This is a genomic window from Marinilabilia rubra (assembly GCF_003121985.1).
Taxonomy (GTDB): domain Bacteria; phylum Bacteroidota; class Bacteroidia; order Bacteroidales; family Marinilabiliaceae; genus Marinilabilia; species Marinilabilia rubra.
Genome location: NZ_QEWP01000004.1, coordinates 132,710 through 150,408, shown reverse-complemented (window position 1 = coordinate 150,408; position 17,699 = coordinate 132,710). Strand labels below are relative to the sequence as shown.

11 protein-coding genes and 2 tRNA genes are annotated in these 17,699 nt (G+C 39.6%); 9 read left to right on the top strand and 4 right to left on the bottom strand.

Translation table 11 applies throughout. The annotated features are described in order from the left end of the window. Window positions 1-142 precede the first annotated feature (142 nt). Both katG and DDZ16_RS06915 read left to right on the top strand, forming a co-directional pair. Entirely contained in the window at window positions 143-2,353 is a 2,211-nt protein-coding gene (gene katG, locus DDZ16_RS06920) for a catalase/peroxidase HPI (RefSeq protein ID WP_109263710.1), read from the top strand. Between the two features lie 415 nt (window positions 2,354-2,768). Beyond that, window positions 2,769-3,389: a class I SAM-dependent methyltransferase gene (locus DDZ16_RS06915; protein ID WP_109263709.1), complete on the top strand. Its 621-nt coding sequence runs from the start codon at window positions 2,769-2,771 to the stop codon at window positions 3,387-3,389. A 371-nt stretch (window positions 3,390-3,760) separates the two neighbouring features. Here DDZ16_RS06915 and DDZ16_RS06910 read toward each other — a convergent pair whose 3' ends face one another. Beyond that, window positions 3,761-5,518 (bottom strand): methyl-accepting chemotaxis protein, encoded by a 1,758-nt coding sequence (locus DDZ16_RS06910; RefSeq protein ID WP_158275622.1) that lies wholly within the window; start codon window positions 5,516-5,518, stop codon window positions 3,761-3,763. A 387-nt stretch (window positions 5,519-5,905) separates the two neighbouring features. Here DDZ16_RS06910 and DDZ16_RS06905 point away from each other — a divergent pair, with 387 nt between their 5' ends. The 3 genes from DDZ16_RS06905 to DDZ16_RS06895 all read left to right on the top strand — a co-directional run bounded on the left by DDZ16_RS06905 (window position 5,906) and on the right by DDZ16_RS06895 (window position 9,802). Further along, the gene (locus tag DDZ16_RS06905) at window positions 5,906-7,189 is read left to right on the top strand and encodes a phenylacetate--CoA ligase family protein (protein ID WP_109263707.1); all 1,284 of its coding nucleotides are present in this window, start codon (window positions 5,906-5,908) and stop codon (window positions 7,187-7,189) included. A gap of 14 nt (window positions 7,190-7,203) precedes the next feature. After that, complete coding sequence (locus DDZ16_RS06900; RefSeq protein ID WP_109263706.1) at window positions 7,204-8,397, top strand: 3-oxoacyl-ACP synthase III family protein; 1,194 nt, start codon at window positions 7,204-7,206, stop codon at window positions 8,395-8,397. Window positions 8,398-8,755: 358 nt separating this feature from the next. After that, the gene (locus DDZ16_RS06895; RefSeq protein ID WP_109263705.1) at window positions 8,756-9,802 is read left to right on the top strand and encodes a 3-oxoacyl-ACP synthase III family protein; all 1,047 of its coding nucleotides are present in this window, start codon (window positions 8,756-8,758) and stop codon (window positions 9,800-9,802) included. Between the two features lie 73 nt (window positions 9,803-9,875). Here DDZ16_RS06895 and mazG read toward each other — a convergent pair whose 3' ends face one another. Then, a complete protein-coding gene (mazG, locus tag DDZ16_RS06890; RefSeq protein ID WP_109263704.1) occupies window positions 9,876-10,661 on the bottom strand; it encodes a nucleoside triphosphate pyrophosphohydrolase in 786 nt (261 codons plus the stop codon). 200 nt (window positions 10,662-10,861) lie between these two features. On the opposite strand from mazG, the gene DDZ16_RS06885 reads away from it, so the two are divergent. Beyond that, window positions 10,862-12,646: an SLC13 family permease gene (locus DDZ16_RS06885; RefSeq protein WP_109263703.1), complete on the top strand. Its 1,785-nt coding sequence runs from the start codon at window positions 10,862-10,864 to the stop codon at window positions 12,644-12,646. On the opposite strand, the gene DDZ16_RS06880 is transcribed toward DDZ16_RS06885, so the two are convergent. Beyond that, window positions 12,643-13,362, bottom strand: a complete 720-nt coding sequence (locus DDZ16_RS06880) for a hypothetical protein (protein WP_146192206.1) — start codon at window positions 13,360-13,362, stop codon at window positions 12,643-12,645. The genes DDZ16_RS06885 and DDZ16_RS06880 overlap by 4 nt on opposite strands. A 199-nt stretch (window positions 13,363-13,561) precedes the next feature. Between DDZ16_RS06880 and DDZ16_RS06875 the strand changes: the two genes are divergently transcribed. Beyond that, window positions 13,562-14,710: a carboxypeptidase-like regulatory domain-containing protein gene (locus DDZ16_RS06875; RefSeq protein WP_158275621.1), complete on the top strand. Its 1,149-nt coding sequence runs from the start codon at window positions 13,562-13,564 to the stop codon at window positions 14,708-14,710. A 262-nt stretch (window positions 14,711-14,972) separates the two neighbouring features. On the opposite strand, the gene DDZ16_RS06870 is transcribed toward DDZ16_RS06875, so the two are convergent. Beyond that, window positions 14,973-16,424: a glycoside hydrolase family 16 protein gene (locus tag DDZ16_RS06870; RefSeq protein WP_109263700.1), complete on the bottom strand. Its 1,452-nt coding sequence runs from the start codon at window positions 16,422-16,424 to the stop codon at window positions 14,973-14,975. A gap of 478 nt (window positions 16,425-16,902) precedes the next feature. On the opposite strand from DDZ16_RS06870, the gene DDZ16_RS06865 reads away from it, so the two are divergent. Both DDZ16_RS06865 and DDZ16_RS06860 read left to right on the top strand, forming a co-directional pair. Then, window positions 16,903-16,975 (top strand) — tRNA-Gly (locus tag DDZ16_RS06865). Between the two features lie 144 nt (window positions 16,976-17,119). Next, window positions 17,120-17,203: transfer RNA gene (locus DDZ16_RS06860), tRNA-Leu, on the top strand. Window positions 17,204-17,699: the final 496 nt, after the last annotated feature.

The window sequence follows — 17,699 nt, the reverse complement described above, 5'->3', positions numbered from 1 at the left end:
TGCACTACTCACCATTATTAATAAACAATCGATCTCGAATTATTATTTTTCCCTGAATAAATCTTTTCCCTGGATTTTTATTGAATACAATATCCCCAAATTTTTTTGTAAATTATAAGAAATTTTAAAAAACCTATTAACCATGGAAGATTACTCAAACAGAATTAGCAAATGTCCTGTTACCGGAGCAGGTGGCAGTCATAGTAATGCAGGTGGCGGAACCAAAAACCGTGATTGGTGGCCCAACCAGTTGCCACTGAATATTCTTCGCCAACACTCGTCTTTATCCAACCCGATGGGAGAGGATTTTGATTATGCTGAAGAATTTAAAAAGCTTGATTTTAATGCCTTAAAAAAAGACTTGCATGAGCTTATGACCGATTCTCAAGATTGGTGGCCGGCAGATTGGGGCCATTATGGAGGCCTGTTTATCCGTATGTCATGGCACAGTGCAGGTACTTATCGGTTAGCCGATGGCCGGGGCGGAGGTGGCACCGGTAATCAACGATTTGCTCCGCTTAACAGCTGGCCAGATAATGTGAGCCTGGACAAAGCAAGACGATTGCTCTGGCCAATAAAACAAAAATATGGCAAGAAGATATCCTGGGGAGATTTAATGATCCTTGCCGGTAATGTAGCTTTGGAATCAATGGGATTTAAGACTTTTGGTTTTGGTGGTGGTCGTGAGGATATTTGGGAGCCTGAACAGGATATAAACTGGGGACCTGAGCAGGAATGGCTGGCAGATGAGCGTCATGATGAAGACGGAAATCTGGCAGGTCGGTTAGCTGCAGATCACATGGGTCTCATTTACGTAAATCCGGAAGGCCCCAATGGAGAACCTGATCCTGCTAAATCGGCTTACTACATTCGTCAATCCTTTAAAAGGATGGCAATGAATGACTATGAAACAGTTGCACTCATTGCGGGGGGGCATACCTTTGGAAAGGTGCACGGAGCAGCTCCGGAAGAGCACAATGGTCCCGATCCGGAATCTGCGCCTATGGAAGAACAGGGCTTAGGCTGGAAAAACGATTTCGGTACCGGTAAAGGGGCTGACACAATTACCAGCGGGTTGGAAGGTGCCTGGACCAACAGACCAACAAAATGGGACATGGGGTTTTTCGAAAACCTCTTTGAATATGAGTGGGAATTAACCAAAAGCCCCGCCGGGAAATATCAGTGGACACCTAAAGACGAGGCCGCCAAAAACAAGGTGCCTGATGCACATATTCATGGTAAGATGAATGCGCCCATCATGCTTACAACAGATCTTGCACTGAAAGTGGATCCTGAATATGAAAAAATTTCAAGGCATTTTTACGAAAATCCGGACGAGTTTGCTGATGCTTTTGCAAGGGCCTGGTTTAAACTTGTTCATCGTGATATGGGACCTAAGACCCGTTATCTTGGCCCCGAAGTGCCTGAAGAAGATTTGATTTGGCAGGACCCAATTCCGAAGGTTGATCATGATCTAATTGATGAAAAAGATATTGCTGAATTGAAATCGAAGATTCTCGCATCAGGGTTAACCGTTTCTCAGATGGTTTCTACTGCATGGGCTTCGGCTTCAACATTCCGGGGCTCGGATTACAGAGGAGGGGCGAATGGAGCTCGTATCCGCCTGGAACCTCAAAAGGACTGGGAAGTTAACAACCCGCCTCAGCTACAGAAAGTATTGAAAGCACTTGAAAACATCCGGGAAGACTTTAATAAGTCTCAATCAGGAAATAAAAAAGTTTCCCTTTCTGATTTGATTGTTCTGGCAGGATGCACCGGAGTTGAAAAGGCAGCCAAAGATGCCGGTTTTGATTTTTCTGTGCCGTTTTTTCCGGGACGTATGGATGCCTCTGACGAACAAACCGATGCTGAGTCTTTTGAAGCATTAAAACCTGAAGCCGATGGTTTCCGAAACTATTTGAGCAAAAATCATAGAAGATGTGCAGAGGAATTGTTGATAGACAAAGCCCAACTGCTGACTTTAACGCCTCCCGAAATGACTGTTTTAGTTGGGGGAATGCGTGTTTTAGATACCAACTTTGATGGTTCAAAACATGGGGTTTTTACCAATAAATCAGGTGCATTGACCAACGACTTCTTCGTTAATCTGCTGGATATGGGAATAGAATGGAAGCCTACATCCGAAAGCAGGGAGTCTTTTGAGGGTAAGGACCGCAAAACAGGAGAGAAACGATGGACAGGAACCAGAGTTGATCTGGTTTTTGGTTCAAGCTCAGAACTCAGGGCTTTAGCCGAGGTGTATGCCAGCGCAGATTGCAAAGAAAAGTTTGTCAAAGATTTCATTGCAGCATGGGATAAAGTGATGAATCTTGATAGATTTGATTTGATTTAAAGCAATACTCCGTTGAATTTTTATAAAAGTCTAAAGTTCAAGCTCTTGCGAGTGAACGAGCTTTCGTTTTAAAGCCCGGATTATCAGTGTTATATGATTTATCATAAATCTTATTTCTAACAGTCTAACGATCTATTGGTAAAGAGGATACTGTTTTTAAAAACAGATTCAGATTTGACTTTTGAAAAATGAGGGTTTCATTCTTATTGTGGCCCTCATTTTTATTAAAATTCATTCTTCGTCCGGTGTTTTCACATAGCTTAATTAATCCTCTTTTTTCAGACCATTTACATCCGGTAAGAAGGTGGGGATGCAGAGTAGAGTATATTCATGGCCTCCGCGCTCAGCAGAGCATTTTGTTGAATTCTTTTTGCAAGGCTGTTAGTGGCTGAAATTTAGTTAAATATTGCAAAACATGAAAAACCCCTGGTTAAAGATATCTCCTTCCGATTATGAATCCCACATGATTGAGGTTGGTCAATTGCAAACTCTCAACGAGCTTACCAAAGAATTGCTGGAAACGTACAGACCATCAAGCTTTGCTTTGCTTGGATGTTGCACGGGAAATGGATTGGAACATGTTGATCCTGATGTTACAACTAATGTTTATGCCATCGATGTTAACCCTGGATATTTGGAAATATGCATGGAGAGATATGCCTCACAAATTCCCGGATTAGAGGTAATAGAAAGTGATATTGACAAAGAAGGGTTGTCAATTCCAAAAGTAGATCTTTGTTTTGCAGGATTAGTGCTGGAATATGTTAAACATTGCGAAGCCATAAATAATATATTGCCTGTTATAGAGGAAGGAGGCACTTTGGCAATTGTTTTTCAGAAAAACAGGGAAGATGCCTTTGTCTCAAAAACAGCTTACAAATCACTCGAACAGCTATCTGGCATTTCTAATGAAATTAACGAAAATAAACTGGGAAAGTGGATGGAAAGCAGTGGAATGACATTGCAAAGCAGGAGAGAGGTTAAACTAGCCAATTCTAAATCATTTATATCTCTTGCTTATACAATGAGTCGTTAGTTCCTAAGCTTTTGGACAGATACAAGGTTTAAAATAAAGGCTTAAGTTTATGATCGCGTGGTAATTTTTTGAAAAGGGCAATAAGAGTCTCACTCTAAACTCTAATTAGAGTCTGTCCATAAAGTACCACTTACCGGGTTATGCTTGCCCGAAAATTACTCATCCCGGAAGGATCGGGACTGCGTATTTTCGGGCTTCGCTCCCGAAACCTCGGGATTGTAAATGAAACTTTCTGAACATGCACATAAATTTTGACACTGCTTACTTAGTTTATAGACCCACACTATTTAAAAGTACTTTTTCACTGCGCAAAGAAAAAGGCCATCCATTTTTTGGACAGCCTTTTGTGCAAAACCCCAAATTATTAAAATTTACCTTTTAATCTTAAACTGGTTAGCTAAGTCCATTAATACTTCTGCCTGATTACTTAGCTCTTCAGCTGTTCCTGCCAACTCCTCTGCTGAGGCAGCATTGGCTTGGGTGCTCTCATTAAATTGCTGTGTGGCATTTGTGACTTGTTGCACATTAGAGGCTTGCTCCTGAGATGATATATTGATCTCCTCAATATCATCATTCAAAGTTTTAAGTTGTGGTACAATCTCTTTTATGAACTCCATTGTTTGCATCGACATTTCTGAACTTTCGTTTATTTTCTCAGTAATTTGCATAGCAGATGAAGTGGTGCTTTCACTGAGTTTTTGGACCTCACGAGCTACAACAGCAAAACCTTTTCCATGTTCTCCGGCACGAGCAGCTTCTACTGCTGCATTCAGTGAGAGTATCTTAATGTTTTGGGCAATGTCATTTATCAATCCACTCAGTTCGGCAATTTCCTGTTGCATTGCCGCTGCCTTTTGGGCATCATCATTCAGGATATTGAATTTCTGCAACATGTTGCCACTTCCTTTTTTTATCTCCTGGCTTTTATTGGCATTTTGCTGAACACTGGCAGACATTTCTTCCATGTTGCTGCTAATCTCTTCTCCTGTGCTGGCTTGCTCATTAGTTGAAGAGCTAAGAGTTTGACTGCTACTTCCCAATTGTTGAGATGCCGAGGTGATGTTTTCACTGCCCTGCTGTATCTCTTTTACGAAGTATTGCAGCTTCTCAACCATTTTGGAAAAACTCTCCGCCAGACTTCCAATTTCATTGTCAGACTTTATGGAAATTTCATGTGTCAAATCTCCCTTTGCAATTTCAGAGCTGATAGCATCTAACTCAATTAACGGTTTTATTTTACGACCGATATAGTACCTCATTCTGAAAACGAAAAACAAAATCGCAAAAATTATGGTGGGAATAATCCAGTAGGCAGCAGAAATTACATTGGCAAAAACGTACTTAGCATGCACTTTTGCCTGGAGCTGCCATGGCATTTGGTGATCGTTAAAATGAATGGGGTTTGTTATTGCACCCACAGGCCCTTCAAACCACTGGTCTATTTGGCCTTCCTGCAGGTTTTTTAGACGCACCTCCGGATTCAGACAATCTTCCTCAATGGTTTTTCCAACCAACTCCGGATGGAAAGAATGGGTGAGGTAGGTGCCTTGGTTATCAAGTAATGCCACTGATGAATGTCCGTCGTATATCTTAACATCTTTCAACTGTTCATAAACTGCATCCATATCGACATCACAGCCAATTATACCTGCAAATTTACCATCAAGAGTTATAGGATAAGAAATAGTATAAACCAACTCACTTTCTCCACCTGTTTTTCTTCCATATGGATTGGTAACGTAAGATTTTAGAGTCTTTTTTGGCTGGGTGTAATAGTTGCTTTCTTCGTAATTTTCAAATGAAGATATGTTGGATTTCGAAATATAGATATGATAATTTCCGGCCTCATCAATTACCTTTTCTCTCTGTCGCTCTCTTCTATTTACATTAACATATTCAGATTCAATCACAAGAAAAGCTCCGCTTAGGTTTTCCTCATAAGAAAGAAAGTCGGATAAATAATTTACCAGGAATTCGCCATCAAATTCCTTTTTATTCATGTCCGTAAGCTGAAAAGAAATGGTTCGTTCCAGATTTTCAATTAGAAGTGTGTATTCTGCATTATCCTTTTCAATGCTTTGTGCGCTGTTTTTGAGCGATAAATCTCCGTAAACCATACTACTATACATGATTTCTTTCTGGAAGAAATATAAAATCACAGATAACAGTACAAGAGTTGATATAATAAATATTCTAATAGAATTATTTACTATTAACTTTGCTAAAGATTTTCTTTTTAATTCCATGGTCTTTTTGAGTAAGTGTTAAAAAATTGAACGACAGAACATATAATGTTTAAATTAAAAGGTTTTAAAAGCCCAATATACGCCGTAATACCTATAAGGTTTAGTAAATTTGTCTAAATTGTTCTAATAATATTTAGTCTCATTAAAAATAAATTAATAGTGCTCTGTGTTTTAGAGTATTGTTGCTTTAGCTACAAAATAATTATTTATCAATTATTCTTTATAAAACTAAAGAATTATTTTTGTAAAATAAATTTTAAGTTAGACGCCATGATTTGGAATGATGATGAGAGCTTATCAAGAGAGAAACTGAGTGAAGTTCAATTGATTCGACTCCAAGATACTGTAAACAGTGTTTTCGCAAAGGTTTCCCACTACAGAGCCAAAATGGAAAAGGCCGGAGTTACTCCTGAGGATATAAAAACTCTTGAGGATTTACGAAAATTGCCTTTTACTCTTAAATCAGATTTGAGGGATACTTACCCATTTGGCTTGTTTGCTGTTCCGGAACATGAGGTGGTTCGTCTTCACGCATCAAGTGGAACTACCGGTAAGCCTATTGTAGTGGGATACACCGAAAATGACATCCACACCTGGCGTGAAATGATTGCCAGAACTATGTATGCGGCCGGTGTTAATGAGAAGGATACTGTGCAGGTAGCTTATGGCTATGGGTTATTTACAGGTGGCATGGGGGTTCATTATGGTGCCGAAAAAGTTAAAGCCAGGGTGATACCCATTTCCGGAGGGAATACGAAAAAACAGATTGAATTGATGGAAGATTTCGGAACCACCGTTTTAGCTTGTACGCCATCTTATGCATTGCATTTGGCTGAGGTGATTAAAAGCAAACCTGGTTTAAGACAGAGGTTGAAACTTAAAACGGCCATACTAGGTGCAGAGCCCTGGACTGAACAAATGCGAAAACAAATTGAGGAGCTGCTTGACATTGAAGCCTACGACATTTATGGGCTCAGCGAAATTATTGGTCCGGGAGTGGCCCATGAATGCAAGTATAAGAATGGTTTGCACATCAATGAAGATCATTTTATTCCAGAAATCATTGATCCGGACACTTTGGAGCCTAAAAAACCGGGAGAGGAAGGCGAGCTGGTCTTTACGACTATTACCAAAGAGGGAATTCCCATTATTCGTTATCGAACAAGAGATTTAACTTCATTAAACTATGAAAAATGTGAATGTGGACGTACCCTTGTAAGAATGAATAAATGTCAGGGGAGGAGCGATGATATGCTCATCATCCGTGGAGTTAATCTTTTTCCTTCACAGATAGAAGCTGCTCTTCTTGATTTGGATGCTACTAGTCCCCACTACAATCTTCATGTCAGTCGTGATGGAAACCTTGATAATTTAAGAGCAGTTGTTGAGCGTAAAGAAAATTGTAATTCAGATGTAGAGATTCTTCACAAGAAAGTGAAGTCCCACATTCAGCATTGTATTGGTTTGAGTTTCGAGTTGGAACTGGTTGAACCAAATAAACTAGAGCGATTTACAGGAAAGAGCAAACGAGTTTTTGATACGAGGAAGAATTAATAAACTGAAAAAAAATGAATACAGGGTTAATTAGTATGGCTGCTTATCTTCCGGCCAATAAATTAGAAGATAAAATGGCAAAAGCATTGCCCGAATTTCTAAAAAATCAAACATTACTTCCCGAAGAATACATTAAAAGTATTGAAGATACCGGATGCCTTCCCGGCTCGGTTGAAAACAACTACGATGGGTGGGAGAGTCAACCATGGTTCGATGCCTGGCTGAAAAGTCTGGCTCCAAAGAAACAGGCAGATCCGTTTCAGGGAACCAGCGAAAGAAGAAGAGTTCCCAATGACCCTGCTTCAGTTACAGAAAGCATTCATCCGCACCCAATGTTGCCATCGGACGCCGAAGTTATAGCAGCTTCTATGGCCATTTTGCGATCAGGCATGAATCCTGACGATATTGATCTGGTATTGGCTCACTCGCAGGTGCCGGACAGGCCGCTGCCTCAGAATGTGTCCCTGGTTCAGCATAAACTGGGATTAAAAAATGCAGGAGCTTACTCGGTGGATACTTGTTGCTCTTCATTTGTATCTATGATTGAAGTAGCTGTTGGAATGGTAAAATCAGGAATTAAGAAAAATGTTTTGATTGTTTCATCCTACATCGACAGTCATGTAAACGATAAAAGTACCCATTTTAGTGTGGATACCGGAGATGGAGCAGCTGCAGGCATTGTGTCTTCATGTGAAATGGGATATCTGTCGTCTCATTCCTCCAGTCACGGAGACCGGCATGATGGTATTGTTTTCGAGAGTCGATTGCCATTGCTATATAAAGGATTGCATACGTCCCCGGATCGACGTCAATTGGTGACTACCTTTTTTAACCGGGATGCCTGTAAAGAAATTGCCATCAATGCCGAAAAAGACATGTCCTTTGTTGTTTCCCGTGCATTGGAAAAGGCCAATATGACGACCGAAAATGTGGATTTCTTTGTTACCCATCAACCGGTGGCATGGGCAGGAGAAGCCTGGCGAAAAGCAGTTGGTATTTCGGAAGACAAATTTTATGAGTCTTTTAAAAAGTATGGAAATATTGCAACAGCTGCTGCAGCTACCAATTTTACAGAGGCACTCGAGAAGGGGATGATAAAACCTGAAGATATGGTACTTGTTGCTTCCAGTGGAGCAGGGGAAAATCACATTGCGGTTATGCATCAGGTCTCTAAGGCACTTATAGAAAATATGAAGCGCTTTAATTAGCCCTTATGTTTGTAATTGGGAGTGCATAAGTTTCAACCCACTAAATTAAATTAGTGTCTGTACATAAAATACCACTTGCTGCGTTACGCTTGCCGCCAAAATACTCATCCCGAAGCATCGGGACTGCGCTTTTGGCGGCTTCGTTCCCGAAGCCTCGGGATTGGAACTGGTACTTTCTGACCAGACACATGACTACTTAGTTTCATTGCTGACTTTATAGACGGGCTAATTAATCAATTCAGTTTGTTTTTTTTATACTCTCAGCGAATATCAGACTTCCGATGTAGCGGAATTTTGTTCTTCCGGAGACAGCAATATTTGTTCATCATTAGACTATTGGATATTTTAAAGCATTTTTATGAGTGAGGTAAATCTTGAACTTTCAAAAACCCGGCCAATAAGGCCTTCTGTTCCGGTTGGTATTGTTGGGGTAGGAAGTTATCTTCCACCCAATGCGGTAACCAATGAAGAGTTTACAAATGCCGATCTATCTAAAGAAGAAAAAGACTTTATGGCGACCAAAGCCGGCATCAAAAAACGTCGTTGGGCCAAAGATGAAACGATTACCGAAATGGCGGTTAAGGCCGGCAAAAACGCGCTGCAAAATTCCGGTATTTCACCATCAGATCTTGATATGGTAATAGTGACTCATATTACAAGAGATCTTAAGCAGTTAACACCCCCCAATTCAGTAACCATTCAGACAGAGTTGGGAGCCACCAACGCTACAGCTATTAATATTGACCAGGGGTTTACCGGGTGGATGTATGCTTTAATGACTGCAGCTTCCTACATTTCTTCAGGGTTTTATGAAACGGTAATGGTGGTGTCGGCTGAATCGATTATGCCACATACCGACAGTACCATTATGAAGTCAATGCTTGTGGGAGATGGATCGGGTGCCTTTATTTTGAAAGAAACCGAACCTGGTTTTGGCCTTCAGGTTTTTCATCTGATGTCGAGTCAGTACCAGGAGGTCGCAGCAGGAGTAGGAATTCAAACCGCCAAAGCTGGTCCTGCAGACAAAGAGCCATCACAGAAAGCCTTTTTCAATATAGCCCCCAATAGTTTTCAAAGAGACTTACCCTATGTAAAGCAATTCTTGCCTTTTTCCCTAAAGCAATCCTTAAATGCTATTGATAAAAAGCCCAATGAAATTGATCATTATATTTTGGCTCAAAAGTTTGACTGGCTCAACAGGCAATGGGCTGATTACATTGGGATAGATTATTGCAAAGTACATCAAACGCTGGAAGAACATGCCTGTATGGAAACTGCAAGTATACCTGTCATTACACACGATGCTATAAAACAAAGAAAACTAAAGAAAGGGGATTTGGTGGCATTTGCTGATCTTGGTTCAAATTGGTCTGTGGCTTCAGCTGTATTTAAGTGGTGCATTTAGAAGAATAGATGATAATTTCCGGAGCTTTAGTTCCGGAGCTCCGGAAAAACTAATCCTAAGGTTTCAGAAAATTTTAAATTTCCTTTTTGAGTTGCTTTTTGGCTTCTTCCCATATTTCATCCATTTCCTGCAAAGACAGTTTTTTTAGGTCAACTCCTTGTTTTATAGTTTTTTCTTCAAGGTAATTAAAGCGTTTAATGAATTTCTGATTGGTACGTTCAAGAGCATTTTCAGGGTTAACACCGTAAAGTCGCGCTGCATTAATTAGTGAGAAGAAAAGGTCTCCAAATTCATCTTCAATGGCATCTTCACGGCCATTTTTCATTTCTTCCTGCAATTCCCCCAGCTCTTCCTGAACTTTATCCCATACCTGATCCCTGTGTTCCCAGTCAAATCCCATCCCTCTGGCTTTATCCTGAATACGGTTGGCTTTTACCATTGCGGGCAATGATGTGGGTACGCCGGACAGAACAGAGCGGTTTCCATCTTTTTCTTTTAGCTTGAGTTGCTCCCAGTTCTGTTCTACTTCCCTGGCATCCTTGACCTGAGTCTCTCCGAATATATGAGGATGGCGGTAGATCAGTTTTTCGATCAAAGAATCAATGACATCTTTAATCGAAAAAGCATTCTTTTCCTCGCCTATTTTTGCATAAAAGACAATGTGTAGTAGTAAGTCACCCAACTCTTTGCGAATTGATTCCTCCGATTTTTCAAGTATGGCATCTGCAAGTTCATAGGTCTCTTCTATTGTCAGCGTCCTGAGAGACTCATTGGTTTGTTTGCGGTCCCATGGGCAATTTTCCCTTAATTCATCCATGACTTCCAACAGGCGTCCAAATGCTTCTTTCTTCTCGTTCATAGTAAATTTCAATAATAGATATTTTCTATTCAAAAGTAGTGATAATAGATGTTGTGCGAAAATGTAGTCGTAAATTTGTCAAACCCCGGTTGTTGGGAACAATTCGGTCTTTTTGAACCCGGAGATTGTTAATTTTTACAAAATATATCTTAACTTGCAGCCCGGAAAATCAAAAAAACCGGTGAAGAAACCAAGACCATATGAGTGTCCCTGCTTTTGATGTAATACTTGTATTTCTTGTTCTGGCGTTTATCCTCATTTCCCTGTATCGGGAATTGATGGGTGCGGCATTCACATTCTTCATTGCAGTAATGGTGCTTGGGATCTTTAAAGTCCTGACCCCGTCCGAAATCCTTGCAGGGTTTGCCAACGAACAGATAGCCGTTATTATAATGTTGTTGTTGCTCGGGGACACCATTCGCCAAACCTCGGTGATTGAGGCAATCTTTGAAAAAGCCTTTCCACGCTCCATGAAGTATAAAGGGTTTCTGGCCCGAATGATGATCTGGGTGGGAGGTTTCTCTGCATTTTTGAATAACACACCATTAGTTGCGGTGATGATGCCCTATGTGCACCAATGGAGTCGCCGGCATAATATTGCACCTTCCAAATTATTAATGCCTCTTTCTTATGCTGCTATTCTGGGAGGGTGTGTGACGCTTATAGGGACCTCTACAAACTTGATAGTCAATGGCATGGTCGTTGATCAGGAGATTTTCCCTGATATGCCGTCACTGGACATGTTTGACTTTTTTTGGGTAGGATTTCCTATGTTAATCATAGGTATGGTATATCTATATTTTTATTCATACCGCATGCTTCCAGACCGAAAAAGCGTCATGGAAGAATACTCCAATGGGGAGCGAAAGTACCTTGTTGAAGCCGAGGTAAGACGAAATAGTCATCTGGTAGGAATGACACTTTTGGAGTCCGAAATCAGGGAGATGGAAGGACTATCTCTTATCGAAATTATTCGTGGAAACCGTGTTTTTCAATTGCTTTCGGATAATTTTCGACTTCAGGAGGGAGATTTGCTGAGATTTGCAGGTGAGAATAAAAACGTCGTTCGCTTACTTTCAAAGAATTCAGGTTTGACCTTGCCTTTAGTGGGGATGATGTCCAAACTGAAAAAAACCCAGGTAATTGAAGTTGTTGTATCGCATAATTCCACTTTAATTACCAAAACCGTCAAGGAGGTTAATTTCAGAGGACGATATGATGCGGCTTTGCTGGCACTTCACCGCAACGGAGAGCGGGTTGTGGGTAAAATGGATGAAGTAAAACTTAAGGCCGGTGACGTATTAATGCTGCTCGTTGGAGAGGCTTTTATGAGCCGTGCAGAAAGTGAACAGGATTTTTATCTTATTTCCAAAGTCCGCGAATTTAACCGTACTGAGAAATATAAAGTTTATACGCTTCTTGGTGGAACTTTATTGGCCATATTACTTTCGGCCGTAAAACTTGTTCCTTTGTTTATTGGATTGTTTGTAGTCTTGGTTGTAGTGTCGGCACTTAAGATAGTGTCGCCCAAGGATATGCCCAAGAGTATTGACTATAACCTGGCTGTTATAATTGCTCTCTCTTTAGCTCTGGGAACAGCCATGATTAAGACCGGCGTGGCCGATATGATTGCTGATTTAATCATTAGTGTCTTTCTGCCATTTGGAAGGGTCACGCTACTTTTTGGCATCTATCTGATGACAACAGTGCTTGCAGCCTATATTACCAACAAAGCCTCAGTTGCCATAGTATTCCCCATTTCTCTGACAGCTGCCAAAACTCTAGGGTTAGATCCTGAACCATTTGCACTGGTTGTTTCATTTGCAGCTGCAGCTAATTTCATTACGCCAATTGGATATCAGACAAACCTGATGGTGTATGGTCCGGGGAATTACAACTTCAAAGATTTCTTTAAAATTGGTTTTCCGCTCACCATTATTTATATGGTGGTAACCATCACCATTCTCAGTTTAATGTATTTTTAATAATGCCCAAGTAGCCTGGCAATTTTATCAATAAGTTTATTTTTATTCGGATCAATGGGAGTGCCTTTTGACTTAGCTGAAAGCAATTGTTTACGAAGTTCAATAAAAGCCTCAGAGACACTTCTTAAAGATTGCGATTTTTCTACCAGCTGACCTTCAAGCATTTCAATCTTACGACTTGTTTGATCGAGCTCATTTTTCATTCCGGAATAGGAAGCTGCCAGTTCGTTATACCGCTCTTTTACGTCTTTGATTTGTGTCTTTAATTTCGCTTGTCTTTCCTTATTCATTTCAAGAGAATAATGTAGACTTACCGTGTCATTTGTGAGTTCCGTGACTTTTTTCCGAAGAGTTTGTAGTTCATTTGCCCGTTCGATACTTGTGTTTTGCTGAGATTTGTACCTGCTTTTTATATGGGCTAATTCATCCTTCAATTTAGATGTTTCGTCCTTTAATGCTTCACTTTGCGAAAAAAGGTCTGAAACTTTGTCTGATTTAAGTGCATTGCTTTTGTGCAATTTATACTTCATGGATTCAAAATCTGCCATGGCCTGGTCTAAGTCACTCAGAAGGGCCTTGTTTTCATTGCGGGCGTCATTAAGACTGTTCTGAAGAATGTTTCTCTCGCTTACCATGGCTTCATATTTCTTTTTGGAAACCACGCATCCAGAAAGAATAAACATGATTAAAACGCTGATTGACAATATTCTTTTCATCTTACTTAAATTTACTGTTTAATAATTCAGAACTACACTTTCTTTTTTGAGTAATTACTGTTGCTTCAAATATTACCAAGGCAAACAATCAAAGTTTTAAATAAACTTTTTCTGATGTACCAAGCTTTTTATACATTTAACCTTGTAAAGGGCTGAGTCGATTTATATGATTTACGGTTTCATCAAAAATAAGAAAAGTATGCAGGCAAAAAAAAATATATTAATTCTTACCGCATTCCTGGGGCTGTTTTGGTTGGGTGCAATAGCACAAGAAAAAGAGTTATCAGGAAAAGTACTCGATGCCTCAAATGGGAGAGCTGTTGAATTTGCAAATCTTGGCATAACGGGTACATTTAAGGGAGATGCTACCGATCAGGATGGAGTATTCAGCATTCGCATTAAACCTGATCTATATCAAAACCGATTGCGGGTTTCCGCTGTTGGTTATGAGACAAAAGAATTTCTTATTTCCAGGTTAATCGAGAATAATCCCCTGATAATTAATCTTCAGCCAATGGTTTATGGAATTGATGAAGTTGATGTTGAAGCACCCTCGAGAATTCTTTACGGAATGCTGAAGGATGCAATTCGAAAGCTGAAGGATAATTATGTAACCGGTGTTTATAGTGCTGAACTACAATACAGTGAAAGTGTAGATGAGAAGGAACGAAATCTAACACTTGATTATACAGATTTGAGTGGCTATCAGGAAAGAACCAGACGATCAGCCTTCACCGACCGTAATTATAAGATCATCGAAGGTGTCAGGAATTTTGATATTACTCCCTTTGCAAACGGATTGCACAGAGTTGAGGAGTTGCTTGGATTTGATTTTTTGAGACACCCCGGGAATGTTCTTGACAGTGCTTTTGTCGATTATTATTCCGTTTGGGAAATGGATAATTATCTGAAGAATGGAAAGCAAATTATGGTAATTGCTTTCGAAAGCAAAAACCCAAAATATGAGTATTCCGGAGATGCACAAATAGAAAGCCTCAAGGGGGAAATTCATCTTGACAGAGACGAGCTGAGTATTTTGGAAATTTCCGCTTCTTACCAATCTAATGGCCGTTTCAGGTATGGAAGATCCTTTTTTGTGAATGAAGAACTCGCTGATATCAATGATACGGGAGAATTGGAATATTCAGTTAAGGTTGTTTATGACGATATAGCAAATAGTAAAAAAGCTTTGAAGAGTGTAAAATATATAATAAAGCCAGCGAAGGCCGGAGCAGAAAACAGCTCCTACGAATTGGTTTTTAATAATTTTTCTCAGGGAGAAATGTCTGTGACAGAAAAAAGTCGTCAATATTATGATGATGTATCAATTTTCTCTTCAGGATTTTAGATTTTAATTTGGCTTAAGTTTGTTATTGCGTGTTTTTTGGGGGCGCACCTTACCAATGGCCGACCTAATTCGGTGCTACCTTTTCATGAGTACCAATGATGCCCTTTTTACTTTAATATGGTGACTTTGTCCTTGCAAGGCCTTGCACTATGCAATCTCTAAGGGCAAAAACGCATTTTTAAACTACAGCCTTTAATTTTAAAAGAAAAATGGGTTGTCCTGCTGATATCAGGACAACCCATTTTTTCATGAAAATTTTAGTTTATATGTGTTTGTAACAGCGTACCCAGTTTATTTCCATTATTGCGGGCAAATCTTTCTCTTTAGGCTCTTCTGGAAGAATCGTGCTAAATGACAGGTACATTGGTTCCTCCGGGATGTTTTTTGTCTGACGAAATACCTCCACACCATTGATCTTCCATACCAACTCTTTTGGGGACCAGTCGAGGCTGTAGATGTAATAATCTTTTGTGAAATTGGCACCCTTTATCCGTTTCCTGGCTTCGGTTAATTCCTTCTCTTTTAATTTTGAAATTACTCCGGTTTCCAGGGCTTTGCCTCCGGAGAAAACAGATTTAAAGATATCTATGTGCGGGGTCATTTTTTCTCCCACCATCCAAAAGGCATTTACAATGGGGGAAGAGGCGTTAAAACGCACTTTTGCTTCGAAACGACCATATTGCTGGCGAAAACTTTGACCAGTGCTTACAAGGCCTGAGGTGAAATTAAATTCTTTTTCCCTGAACCCCCAGGAAGGATTCCAGGCTTTTCCTATTGCTGTTTCGCGCTGAGTAGTTATTCTCAAATTGGAATCACGAAGCTCCACATTAGAGTCTGAAAACAGCTGTTTTTCATTCTCCAGTGAATAAGTATCATTCATTAACGCTTTGCCCCAATAGTAACCTGTAATCCATTTGTTTCGATCAAGATTGGCTTTGTCAAAATCATCTTGAAAAGTAATTTCCCATTTTTTAAATTCCTCAAATGGCTTTTCTTGTTTGGTTTTCAGATACCAGACAATGTCCTTGTTTTTTTTCAGATCAGAAAACTCATTAAGCAAAGCTGCCTCATCTGATTTCTTAAAGCGATGCTTGTCCTCCATATAATCTTTAAAGTCCTTGAATTCTTTAGATTCAATGGTGGCTTTTAGTTCGAAAAAATTGGTAAGTTTCTGGCTGTCCTCTAGTTTTTTGAATGTTTGGTAGGCTGAAGACTTTTCAGATTTGATCGCCCATTTTATGGAATGATCATTTTTAAGTCTTTTATATTCCTTGTAAGCATCATGAGCTTCAGATTTTTTGAAATCAGAAGAGGCTTTGGCTTTATAAAATTCAGGAGAGTTGGTGTATTTTTCAAGCTCCCGGAAACGTTTAAATTTATCCGACTCCAAAATCTCTTCAGTTTTTTTGCCTTGGCCCGATTTACTGAGTTTAAGGTAGGTTTTTATGTCCTTGCTTTTATCAAGTTCTTTAAATCGCTTCAATTGCTGATATTGCTGAGTGTCTTTAAATTTTTTGTTCTTAAGTTCATCAACACGCTTCTCAAAATCTCCGGAGTGAACCTCGTGATCCAATTCCAAATACCTTTTCAAAAGTGTGGATTCACTAATTTCCTGAAATTTCCTGAAATTCTCTCTTAATTCAATCTGAGCGGCTTCATATTTTCCGGTATCCGGAAATTTACTGCCAAATATTGATCCAAATATACCCGCCATGGCTTATTTATAGTTTTAATTATATACTTCTTTTCCTTGTAAAAATCGGAATTTTTTGGGTTATCTATTCAAACGCACCAACCGGTCGTGGGTTTCACTAAAATGTATTTTTCCTAATGTATTAAATACCATGCCTTGGTGTGTGAAGAATAAAAACGGAACAAACCCCACTTTTAATTTCATGGCAAACAATTCTTTTTGTAAATACATCAACCCACACGAATATAATACATTGCTTTGTAAAAATTTAGGAATTTCGAATATTTATGATGACTAAACATTGTAGGCAAGTCGGATTTGGGTAAAGTTATTTTTTTTCAATCAGGAAATGAGATTATTAGGAATTACGGGGTGTGTAGAAGCATTTTTTTAAAGAAAAAGTGTTTTGGGGAAACAAAATTTTTTTACCTTTGCACTCGCTGTTCAGGAAAAACGAAATAATAGATTTCAAAATTCCTCAAATACGTTCTTAATAATTGCGAAAATAGCTCAGTTGGTAGAGCACGACCTTGCCAAGGTCGGGGTCGCGGGTTCGAGTCCCGTTTTTCGCTCGGTTAGTATTTCAAATGTTTGGAACTTTTTTTGAAGTGTTCCAGGTTGTGAGTTTTAAAAAAGGGAGGAGAAGTCTATTCCGAATCATCGGAAAGTCCCGTTTTTGCTCAAATTGAAGTTTTAAGATTAGAAATATTTTTTTTGCCCAGATGGTGGAATCGGTAGACACGCTAGCTTGAGGGGCTAGTGGCCGTTAGGCCGTGCAGGTTCGAGTCCTGTTCTGGGCACTTAAAACCCCTTGGAGATATTGATTTCCAAGGGGTTTTGTTTTTTTGGGGGAACGTTTATGTAAAGAGTGATTTTTTTGGACCACATCCATTTTTTTACACAAAATCACTTTGCTCACCTCCAAGAAATATGTCATTAAAGCCTGTGGTTCAATATTTTGATCTCCGGTCTTTTTTTGTTTCAAAATTTTGACAAAAAAAAGGTGACCCGAAAAAACGAATCACCTTTTGTATTAATGGGAGCCACACCAGGTGGATTATTTAAACTCCTGACGACAGGATTTGAGTACACCTGAAAAGCGGGGATCCTCCGTGTCCGAAGACAACCCGAAGGTTGAGGCCTGCCCTTTCAACAGGTAGTTTTACTCGGTATTATTGTAGTGTTGAGTTTAACAATCAATAACACTGGTGTGGCATATCTTTATCAAAGAACTTCTAATACAAAAGTAGCTTAAAGCAGCCTTCTATGCAAGCTTTTACTTTCTTTTTGAGTGTT

Excerpts from the sequence above, each read along its gene's own strand:
- katG (WP_109263710.1), top strand. The coding sequence starts at position 143 with ATGGAAGATTACTCAAACAGAATTAGCAAATGTCCTGTTACCGGAGCA.
- DDZ16_RS06915 (WP_109263709.1), top strand. The coding sequence starts at position 2,769 with ATGAAAAACCCCTGGTTAAAGATATCTCCTTCCGATTATGAATCCCAC.
- DDZ16_RS06910 (WP_158275622.1), bottom strand. The coding sequence starts at position 5,518 with ATGTATAGTAGTATGGTTTACGGAGATTTATCGCTCAAAAACAGCGCA.
- DDZ16_RS06905 (WP_109263707.1), top strand. The coding sequence starts at position 5,906 with ATGATTTGGAATGATGATGAGAGCTTATCAAGAGAGAAACTGAGTGAA.
- DDZ16_RS06900 (WP_109263706.1), top strand. The coding sequence starts at position 7,204 with ATGAATACAGGGTTAATTAGTATGGCTGCTTATCTTCCGGCCAATAAA.
- DDZ16_RS06895 (WP_109263705.1), top strand. The coding sequence starts at position 8,756 with ATGAGTGAGGTAAATCTTGAACTTTCAAAAACCCGGCCAATAAGGCCT.
- mazG (WP_109263704.1), bottom strand. The coding sequence starts at position 10,661 with ATGAACGAGAAGAAAGAAGCATTTGGACGCCTGTTGGAAGTCATGGAT.
- DDZ16_RS06885 (WP_109263703.1), top strand. The coding sequence starts at position 10,862 with ATGAGTGTCCCTGCTTTTGATGTAATACTTGTATTTCTTGTTCTGGCG.
- DDZ16_RS06880 (WP_146192206.1), bottom strand. The coding sequence starts at position 13,362 with ATGAAAAGAATATTGTCAATCAGCGTTTTAATCATGTTTATTCTTTCT.
- DDZ16_RS06875 (WP_158275621.1), top strand. The coding sequence starts at position 13,562 with ATGCAGGCAAAAAAAAATATATTAATTCTTACCGCATTCCTGGGGCTG.
- DDZ16_RS06870 (WP_109263700.1), bottom strand. The coding sequence starts at position 16,424 with ATGGCGGGTATATTTGGATCAATATTTGGCAGTAAATTTCCGGATACC.